At 42.6% G+C, this 10,378-nt stretch carries 10 protein-coding genes; all 10 read right to left on the reverse strand.

Annotation, left to right across the window (positions count from 1 at the left end):
* Window positions 1–95: 95 nt before the first annotated feature.
* Window positions 96–365 (reverse strand): hypothetical protein, encoded by a 270-nt coding sequence (locus AB5150_RS01280; protein WP_055144294.1) that lies wholly within the window; start codon window positions 363–365, stop codon window positions 96–98.
* 179 nt (window positions 366–544) lie between these two features.
* On the reverse strand, window positions 545–1,162 hold the full coding sequence (locus AB5150_RS01285; RefSeq protein WP_368291074.1) for an L-2-amino-thiazoline-4-carboxylic acid hydrolase: 618 nt from the start codon (window positions 1,160–1,162) through the stop codon (window positions 545–547).
* Between the two features lie 18 nt (window positions 1,163–1,180).
* Window positions 1,181–2,125 carry an acyl-CoA thioester hydrolase/BAAT C-terminal domain-containing protein gene (locus AB5150_RS01290; protein WP_349823348.1) on the reverse strand — a complete coding sequence of 315 codons (945 nt, stop codon included), beginning with the start codon at window positions 2,123–2,125 and terminating at the stop codon, window positions 1,181–1,183.
* Complete coding sequence (locus AB5150_RS01295; RefSeq protein ID WP_015535036.1) at window positions 2,107–2,256, reverse strand: hypothetical protein; 150 nt, start codon at window positions 2,254–2,256, stop codon at window positions 2,107–2,109. The genes AB5150_RS01290 and AB5150_RS01295 overlap by 19 nt, the downstream gene beginning before the upstream one ends.
* A 270-nt stretch (window positions 2,257–2,526) precedes the next feature.
* A complete protein-coding gene (locus AB5150_RS01300) occupies window positions 2,527–3,111 on the reverse strand; it encodes a DUF2318 domain-containing protein (protein ID WP_368291075.1) in 585 nt (194 codons plus the stop codon).
* A 4-nt stretch (window positions 3,112–3,115) separates the two neighbouring features.
* Window positions 3,116–4,483, reverse strand: a complete 1,368-nt coding sequence (locus AB5150_RS01305) for a sulfite exporter TauE/SafE family protein (RefSeq protein WP_368291076.1) — start codon at window positions 4,481–4,483, stop codon at window positions 3,116–3,118.
* A gap of 219 nt (window positions 4,484–4,702) precedes the next feature.
* Window positions 4,703–6,118, reverse strand: coding sequence for a sodium:alanine symporter family protein (locus tag AB5150_RS01310; protein WP_055144286.1), 1,416 nt, complete (start codon window positions 6,116–6,118; stop codon window positions 4,703–4,705).
* A 165-nt stretch (window positions 6,119–6,283) separates the two neighbouring features.
* The gene (locus tag AB5150_RS01315; RefSeq protein ID WP_349092661.1) at window positions 6,284–7,612 is read right to left on the reverse strand and encodes a Na+/H+ antiporter NhaC family protein; all 1,329 of its coding nucleotides are present in this window, start codon (window positions 7,610–7,612) and stop codon (window positions 6,284–6,286) included.
* 24 nt (window positions 7,613–7,636) lie between these two features.
* A complete protein-coding gene (locus AB5150_RS01320; protein WP_368291077.1) occupies window positions 7,637–9,226 on the reverse strand; it encodes a family 43 glycosylhydrolase in 1,590 nt (529 codons plus the stop codon).
* A gap of 208 nt (window positions 9,227–9,434) precedes the next feature.
* On the reverse strand, window positions 9,435–9,869 hold the full coding sequence (locus tag AB5150_RS01325) for a hypothetical protein (protein WP_368291078.1): 435 nt from the start codon (window positions 9,867–9,869) through the stop codon (window positions 9,435–9,437).
* Window positions 9,870–10,378 lie beyond the last annotated feature (509 nt).

Here is a 10,378-nt window from a genome sequence, read left to right on the forward strand (position 1 = left end):
ATTCAACGCTTAACAATTACGCATCATGCTGATACACTTGTCCCCATCATGCCGCCTGCCGGCTCAATGAGGGCATTCGCATAAAGAGTGCATATTCAACAATTGTCTCTGATATTTTTCACCGCCATTACAATCATTGCCACACTATATATCAAAGCAATTATCAGCATGCATCGTGAAATCAAGATTCCACCAGTGAATTGTATCGGAATACAAATCAGAGGTATAAGTATTATTGAAAATATAATTGAAAATATGGGATGCTTCATCTTGATATTGAAATATAAAGCAAGTATTGCCATTGCAATACCAATCAGAAACATAATCCCAAATACTATAAGTAAAAATGCTATTGTATTTACCATTTCAAGCTCCCCTCATACAAATATTTGCCGCATTTATCAAATGCCGCAATCAGATCAAGGAAACGCTGGTCAAATGACTCCTCGTAGAATCCATATTCCTCGAATCTGCCTGGAATTGCAAGTGCATCGTAAATCCACAGGCTAACATTGTGAACATTGGACTCTAGTCCATTTTAACGTCATTTTATCAGTGTGACATGGAAATCACAGCATTCATCACCCTGACCAAGGGTCTTGGTACGCTGAAGCTGGCCTCCTTCATTTCTGTAATTTCTCTCATCCATATTGCACAGGCACGGAACGAATTCAAAGCAGTTTTCCCTCTTGCCCAGTTTGCATATTCCACATTCCGTATAAGTGTTATAGAATTCGTCTACACCTTTCTCGTAGTGGAATTTCCAGTCAAGCTCATACTTTGATGTCTGGCTTGCTATGCTCTCCTGCACCTTTTTGTCCTGAACATTGTCAGTGAAGAGCGTACACTTCTTGTTCTCATGCGCCTTCACCATGAAAGGCGAATCGAACACCGCAGTGACCATCTCATCCACAACTTCAGGTGTGATCCTATCCGGCTCTGCCTTGTGCAGTGAAAATACAAATGCTGCGATATACAGGTTCATCTCCAGTGAGCTTCCACCTATATCGGGAATTCTGAGAAGCATCTCCTTGTACTCTCTCTTCACGGATCTTTTATATCTCTTCATGTCCATATCAGGATATATCTGCGCAAGCCTTGCAAGTGCCTGCTTAAAACACAGCAGTTCCACAGCTTTTGCATACATTCCATATTTCAACATTTTAATCGCCTGCCCTTTTTATTCCTGTATCCATTCCTTAAGTGCGGCTGAGAGTCTTCTGTCTATATCCTTTCTCGTCGCCTCGCACTCATTTGGATAATCCTTTGCAGCCTTGAATATAAACTTCATGACGAATTTCAGTCCAACCGGAAGTGCCATACGAAGCATCGATTCCGGCAGAACAAAATGAGTTCCATGCTCATACACAAGCGGCACATACTCACATGTATGTGGACGCTCCTTCAGTCGCTGATCCATTCTGCGGATGTATTTGCCCGCCTCCCAGAACGAGTCGTCGTCTGCACCAATCAAAAACAGCTTTCCCCTTATGTTCTCGACCTTGATCATTTCCTCTTCTGTGTGTTCTCTGGCCTTCTCCGAATCGATAAACAGACAGGTACTGCGCTCAATGTCGCCGGAGCCCTTTGTCTCCTCCTCGATTTTCTGCCAGTACACAGGATGCTCATACACAAATGGCATATAAGCAAGAGGCTCGCCTCTCCACGAAAGAGTCGATGCACCCGGTATCGGCCATTCCTTACATCCGTCTTTTTTGCCCTGTTCAAATCCCTGCCATACAAAGTCACTTGCCGTAAGTCCAAATGTCAATGTGATATCAGGAAAATACGACGCCGCAACAAGGGAATCCATGCCAGCCGTGCTCATTCCCATGATTCCTATTTTCCGGTTTCCATGACTTTTCAGCCATGCAATAGCCGACTCTATTCTCTCCAGCGGATTATTTACATGGCTGTAATTCTTTCTTCCGGGAGATACACAGAGTGCGTTCACACCATTTTTGTGCAGCCACTTTGCTCCGCACTTCGCCATAAAATCATTCGGATCATCTCCAAACAGTCCTATGAATGCACAGTCAGCCCCATTTGGATTCTCGTAGTATGTTCCGTAGAACCCATCCTTCTCGATTTCAAAAAACTGTTTTTTCACAACTTTTTCCTCCATTTTCCTGTATACTCCAGACCGCCCTCGCTGCCTGATAACACAATGACAACTTTATCTCTTCTGTCACCAACCGGATATAAGACACAATCCGCCTTGTGCAGCGTTTCTTTTATAGTTTCAGAACCTTTCATTTGTTACATCCCCCTGATCCAATTCTCTTAACAACCACAATGTTAGTCGCTACTAACTTTATTGTCAAGTGTTATTGCTTTGTAAATCAAAAAAATCCCGCAAATAAAAAAGCACCCGCAAACACATCTTCTAAGACCTAATGATGTGTTCACGGATGCCATTTGCATTTATTATCTCTATCGAATTTCTGTTATTGATACTAAAGAGCATATCTATGTCTTTTCCAATCAAAAGCTGTTCAGGTTGTGGCTGAAATAAAGTATTTTAAATTACTCAACAGGACCACCCCAAGACGTAAATCTATCTGCATATGTGTCAAGATCAGCCACACTTACAGTCAATTTTCCATCTGTATTTTTATAGTCAATATAGGTTGGATTACACCCTCCCGATGTCTCGCCCACGCTGTCCATAATGAATGTATTTCCACAGTTCTGGCATACCAGCTTTCCATCCTGCTCCTTAAAATATGCCCTTGGCGACGGATTACATACCTGACAAGTGTTAAGTGACAGGCGTGTTGTCCCGTCAGATGCTTTAACAGCGATAAGCTGGATGTTTGTTCCATTTGAATCATAGTTAACATATATCGGATCAGAAGTCAATGTGTCTGCGTCAATTGCAATCTCGCCATTTTCAACTGCGGGAGTTACATATACATCCGCCTTGTTCTCCTCTGTAGTATAATCGATTTTTCCACTCTCAGATGAGGTTGAATTTCCTGATGCACTTGTATTTCCTGACGTATTTGAACTTCCACAGGCTGCCAGCATTGATACCACAAGTGCTGTCATTATAACTGTAAGTATTTTTCTGCTTGTATCTGTTTTCCTTGTCATTGTTTTATTTCTCATTATCTCATTCTCCTTCTCTGCCAATGATATTTATCTTGCCATTTATCATTCCCATCCAACATGTGAACTGAACACTCCCCGGTTCTCCCGGTGTAAATTCAACCACATTCTCGCCTGGTGTAAATTCATGAGTTATGCCATAAGCACTCAATATCATTTTATAATTGCACCCGTTGATGACCTCCTCCGGCACATTTATTGTCCATTTGACCGGAATTCCGCTATAAACTGTAATCTCTGGGTAACTTCCAAAGTCCAGTTCACTGCTTACATATTGCACATCGCCTGATTCTGATATCTCTGCCATGTTTAACTCTTCCGTGTTTTCTGATAAAGTGGCTGTTCTGTTCATATTAATTCCAGACAGGCTTACCCCCTGTGAAAGCATCGCAAGTCCCAGAACCACAACAAGAATACATCCTGCACGCATGACAATCTTTGTATATTTCTTGCCAAGCGCAGACACGATACTTCCAAATCCAAGCATCAGGGGAACTGTACCCAAGCTGAACATCAGCATTGCAAATGCTCCTGATACAGGATTACCTGAACCAAGCGCGATGATCTGCATAGACTGCATGGGACCACATGGCATCAATCCGTTCAGCAAACCTACAAAAAATGGACGCTTTTCTGTTATCTTTCTCCTGCTTATTTTATTTGCAAGTTTGTTCGGAAGTCTTATCTGCAACTTTCTCAGTACAGGAATAACTCCCAGCATGTTTATTCCCATTATCACCATAAACAGACCTGCTATTATCTTCAATATCCCCTGTAGGATCAGTGGAATTCCTGTCTCAGACCAACCTGTTAAGATCATGCCGATTCCGCCAAGCAGAAAACCGATTACTGTATAAGAGACCACCCGCCCTGTGTTATACAGCAATGATGGCATAACCTCACTGTTTCCATTCCCACTGTCATCTTTCCCCGAAGGTATACATTGCGACAGATTTATACCGCCGCACATCGCTATGCAGTGAACCGATGTTAGTAATCCCACTACAAACAACATACCATAGCTCATCGTTGAATCAGCAAGCATCGATGGAACAAGCAGGTTCAGAACACCAAATCTCTGTAACAGATAATACAGACAGATAATAATTGCAAATGTGCCTATTGAACTGACTGTTTTCTTATAATCTATTTTTCTCCTTTGTACTACTGTGTAATCAAGATCCTGAATGATGTGTATAATTTGCTCCAGTGTCAGTATTTCTTTATCAAACTCAACTTCCGCCTGCCCCTTGTTGTATGAAACATTAACCTTTGAAATTCCTGCCGTATTTCGTAAAGCCCGCTCTATCCTGTTCTGACAGTTGGAACATGTCATTCCCTCAATCAATAGGACTTTTTTCTCCATTGCCATACTTATAATTCCTTTTTGTATACCCCTATAGGGTATTTTTTAACATTGACAATATATACATCTACATTATATTTGTCAATATTTTTCACAAATTATTCAAACATTAGAAAACACAGTTTCCAATTTTCTGCCCCATATAAAAAAGCAGCCAGACAAAATTTTGCCTGACTGCTGGTAGGTGCTCACACAATTATTATAAATATTTACTTCTATTGAACCCTACAGTTCCTTGTGGCGTGCAAAGTAATCCTTTGTCTCTGCCACAACCACACTGCTGAGTGCAAGCAGTGCTATGATATTCGGAATCGCCATGAGTCCGTTGAATATATCAGCGATAGTCCATACAGCCTTAACTGTCATGTATGGTCCGATGAATACGCAAAGTATGTATAACCAACGATAGATCTGAACTGAAACCTTGCTGCCGTTTGTGAGGTACTCAAGACATCTCTCACCATAATAGTCCCAACCAAGGATAGTTGTAAATGCGAAGAATACAAGGCAGATCATCAGGATGAATGCTGCAACCTGACCTGGCATAAAGAAAAGTCCCTTCTGGAATGCATCAGTTGTGACTGCGATTCCCTCAAGGCTGCCATCCTGCCAGCTTCCCATCATAACGATTGAAAGACCTGTCATTGTACATACGATGATAGTATCAATAAATGTACCTGTCATTGTTACAAGTCCCTGACGAACAGGCTCCTTTGTCTGAGCTGCTGCTGCTGCGATAGGTGCAGAACCAAGACCAGCCTCATTCGAGAAGATACCACGTGCAACACCCTTCTGCATGGCTATTGCAAGACTTGCTGTAACACCACCTGCAAATGACATAGGCTTAAATGCGCACTTGACTATTGTTTCAAATGCAGCTGGAACTTTATTTATATTAACTATGATAAGAACCAGACACACCACGATGTAGAGAACTGCCATGAATGGTACTATAATCTGAGAAACCTTTGATATTCTCTGGATTCCACCGATTACGACAAGTCCTACAAGGATTGCAAGAATAAATGCTGAGATGACGATAGCTATTGAGTAGTCATTTCCAAAGATTGATACTGTATTTGCCTTGTCAGGATCAAAGAAAGCCTGAACTGCAGAAGCAATACCATTTACCTGTGTAAATGTACCGATACCCATGAGACCTACGCATGCTCCGAAGAATGCAAATATCTTTGCAAGCCATTTCCACTTGTGACCCATACCATTCTCAATGTAGTAGAAAGGTCCTCCGAGAACGTGTCCATCCTCGTCAATCTTTCTGTACTTTACAGCAAGCAGTCCCTCTGAATACTTTGTTGCCATTCCGAAAAGCGCTGCTACCCACATCCAGAAAAGTGCTCCAGGACCACCGGCAAGGATACCTATAGCTGTTGCTACTCCTACGATGTTACCTGTACCGATAGTTGCTGAAAGTGCTGTACATAACGCGCCAAAGCTCGTCACCTCTCCTGTACCGTCTTCCTCATTCTTGATCATGAATCTCAGTGCCTTTGGCAGATGAACTATCTGAAGGAACTTAAGTCTGATCGTCAGATAGATTCCGCAGACGATGATGAGTATTATGAGTGGCAAGCCCCAGACAATATCATCAACTTTGCCTAAAAAGTTTGTGAATGCGTCCATGTTACTCCTCCTATTTTTTATTTATAATTCACAAGTGTAAATTATAGCATAAAAATTCTTAAATAAAAACGAAAAAACACGCATTTTCAACATTTTTCTTGTTTTTTTGCGTGTTTTTTTGAATATTTATTTATTATATTACGAAATAACGCACATTTATATTCTTTACCGTCTCTTTGCCAGATGTGGTTTGTCATCACTTCTTATAAGCATCCAAACAAGTGAACTTACAAGAAGAAGTATTGGATAAAACAGATTTGGAATTATCTGGAATGCTGATATCTCATGTCCCAGCTCCGACACCGCTGATATTGCAACCAGCATCTGGGCACCGTAAGGAATGATTCCCTGGAATATGCATGAAAATGTATCAAGCAGCGACGCTGATCTCTTCGGGGATATACCATAATCCTCTGCCATCTCCTTTGCTATCGGATTCGCCATGACTATCGCGACCGTATTGTTGGCTGTGGCTATGTCCATGGCTCCAACCAGGAGTCCGATTCCAAGCTGGCCTCCCTTGTCACCTTTGAACACCTTCTTTATAGCTGAAAGCAGTGCCTCAAACCCGCCATACTCTCTGATGAGTGAACACATAGCTGCCACAAGTACAGCAACCATACTAGTCTCAAACATTCCTGCTGCACCGCTTCCCATATTCGTCAGGAGATCCACTGCTGCCGTCTGCCCTGTGGCAAGCATGATGATGGAGCCTGACACGATTCCAACTATCAGGACTACAAACACATTAAATCCCACTATTCCTCCTATGAGTACCAGAACATAAGGAATGATCTGTATCATATTGTAATCATGGTGTACTACTCCGCCTATCTCAGTATTGAATGACTTAACCAAGATTACTATGAGCGTCACAATCGCCGCAGGAAATGCTATCCAGAAGTTTGCCCTGAACTTATCTTTCATGGCACACCCCTGACCATTACATGCTGCTATGGTCGTATCCGATATGAACGACAGGTTATCTCCGAACATCGCACCGCCCATGATGGACGCCACACAGAGCGGCAGATTAAATCCTGACGCATCGGCAACTGCAACTCCTATAGGCGTCAGAAGTGTTATTGTTCCAACAGACGTTCCCATAGCTGTTGATACAAAGCATGCTACAACGAACAGAACCGCCACGGAGAATCTCGCCGGAATGATACTCAGCATAAAGTATGCCACACTCTCGGCACTACTCCGCCCCACGACTCCCACAAATATTCCCGCCGTCAGGAATATGAGCAGCATGGTTATAATATTTTTGTCTGTAAGTCCATTTGCCATGATCTGAAGTTTCTCATCAAAACTTACCTTTCTGTTCTGCAGACATGCCACAAATATCGCCACCATAAAGGCGACCACTATTGGAATATTGTAAAATCCCATCGGGATCTTCAGCACGTACTCAAACAGTATTCCAAGTCCCAGATACAGGACAAGAAAGACGTATATCGGTATCAGTGCCGCACCATTTGACTTCTTCATAATTCTCCCTCTTCTTTCAATATTTTACCTAAATCGGATATCTTTTAATTGAACCTTTCTTCTGCCACGGTATACAAGATACACCACGTGGACTCCCTCTGGGAAATCCACTCTGTTCTCGCACCATCTCCACTCTGTCTCTGAGATATCTTCAGATACAGGTATATCTATTCTTCCAATACTCTCACCATCTTCTGTCACGCATATGTCAAAGTATCCTTCTACATTTCCTGCCAAGCAGTTTGCATCCTTGATCTGCTCCTGATTCTCGCATCTCTCGTCTACCCTGACAGGTCCCTCATACACCACCTTGTTGGCATCCGTCTCATATCTGACATTCACGCCAAATGTACTGCTGCCCCCAAGCGCAAAATACTTATACCCTATGAGTGTTCCATCCTCTATCTCCGCAATAAATCTATCCTCACCCTTGTTCGTCACATTAGGGAATTCTGTCGTGTATATACTGTTGGAGCCGTGTGGCATATGTCCATTTGTCAGGTTGCATTCTATCACCGCTGGATACGTGCCATTTGCCACAAGCGGTCCATTGTTCAGTCCGCAGCTCGTAACCTCCACCTGGTCTATGTGTCCATCCGCATCTATATATATCTTCTCGGCACAGGCCTGTCTGCTGTAGTCCGACTTGTGTGTGAGTCTGTGATAGAACACGTACCACTGACCATCTATGCACTCTATGCTTCCGTGCGTAGTTCCGGTCATATTCAGCTTGTTCTCGAAACTTCTTCCCTTATATCCCACATCGCCATTTGACACTATAGTGCCGCCAAATGTAAATCCGTGATCCGGATAATCGCTCACCGCATAGCACAGCTCATGGTTCTGCCATGACGAATAAACAAAGTAGTATTTGTCTCCCACCTTTCTCATGGATGAACCCTCAAAAAATGGATGCTCCTCAAATGATGTGCCCTTCACAGCGTAAGGAATGATGTGCCTCGATTCTTCCTTGACCGTCAGCATATCGTCCTCAAGCACCACCATGATCGGTCCCATGATGCTGTCCTTGTAGCCAAGTATCTCCTCCTTTGTTCTTCCAAACATAGATACCTCATCATCCAGCCTGCCATTTGTCAGAAAATCAGGCTCCTCCTCGTATCCGTACTGGGTTCCGTAGAATATCCTGATGGTTCCGTCATCATTCATGGCTGCCGGATCAAAGCAAATGTACTTCTTCATCACAGTTCCGTCCTTGTAATGCACATGGCCAAGATATTCGTATTTGCCCGCCGGCGTATCGCACACAGCCACACTGATCGGACCTGTGTATCCGCCGTAACCGTAGTCACCGCCCATACAGTAATACAGATAATATCTGCCATCATTCCCCCTCACAACATCTGGCGCGTACATATACTTCAGCTCCGGGTATGCCGGATCCTGGCTCGCCCTGTATGTAATGCCCTCGCATCGCCAGCTTGTCAGATCTTTTACCGGCGCGGAGTACACCACATAATCCTGCATACAGAACGTGTAACCGCCCTCCTTATCGTGAGATCCATAATGATAAACCCTGTCGCCCCATACATGCGGCTCGCCGTCCGGTATGTACTCATTCAGCGGCAAAAAGGGATTGTAAACCTGCCTGTTCATATATCTTCTCCTTCTTGTATCAATTTTTTCTGTTCCCCTAAAACAACAAATCCCCAACATGATCCGCGTCATCTACAGACATGTTGGGTTCTCATATTTACAAGTATATTTAATAAAACTTTTTTAGTCAACCTACAAAATTCTGGCTGCCTGACTATTTATTTTGGTGCATCCATTCATTCATAAAAACGCCTTGTTCAGCGCATTTTTACAAGAAAGGCTGCATCTGCTCGCAGAGTTTCTTCTCAAGCTCTATGAGTCTTTTCGTCTTATCCTTCGCCCTGTCATCCGCCGCCTTATATTCGTTTAGATATTTATTCAGCGACTTCACACCCATATTGCAGCCATCCGTCATAAGCTCCGCTATGGTATTGTCAGACTCATCCACTATGAGTTTCACATTTGTCTTGATCCAGGACATGCTCTTGGCTATTGGATTTGGATCCTTTCCATCGTCATGGTACTCATCCAGCAGCTTCTGTATCTCCTGTTTTATTGCGTTGTGCTCCTCCTTACATTCTATAAGTATCTTCTTCATCTTCGCCGCGTGCACATACCCAAGCACCTCATCAATAGACGAAACACCCATCTTGATCCCGGCATCACATTCCCTGAGCAGCTTTATTGTGTCTGGTGATATCATCTCATATACCTCCTTAGCCTGTATATGAGTATGTTACCCGGTGTTTGAAAATTATATACTCTGCTAAACAATCCTTTTTGGAGAGTTTCCTCATATGTATAGACAAAGGCTTTCATAATAGTTACCGACATGGTGAATCAATATAAACTTAAAAGAATATAAAGTCATAATTACAAATGAAGCACTCCATGACATAATCGACATTGAAATATATATATTATGCCAATTGGGAGATAACCGACAACAAAAGTTTCATAATCAAATATTCAACGAAATATCTGGTCTTTCATTATCTGATTTTGCTTATTCTAACTATTCTTGAAGATCAAAAAAATTATACTTACCCAGTCTATCATTGAACAAACCTCCACAACACAATTGACACCCCACCCCATAATCTTTATACTGTTATTACAAATGTAGTATTAAAGGAGTATAATCTATGAAACACATTCCCCAGATTTCCGAAGCTGAATATGAAGTTATGAAGGTTATATGGAAATATGCCC

This window comes from Coprococcus sp. RTP21281st1_F1_RTP21281_210402, assembly GCF_040915325.1.
GTDB lineage: Bacteria > Bacillota > Clostridia > Lachnospirales > Lachnospiraceae > Coprococcus > Coprococcus aceti.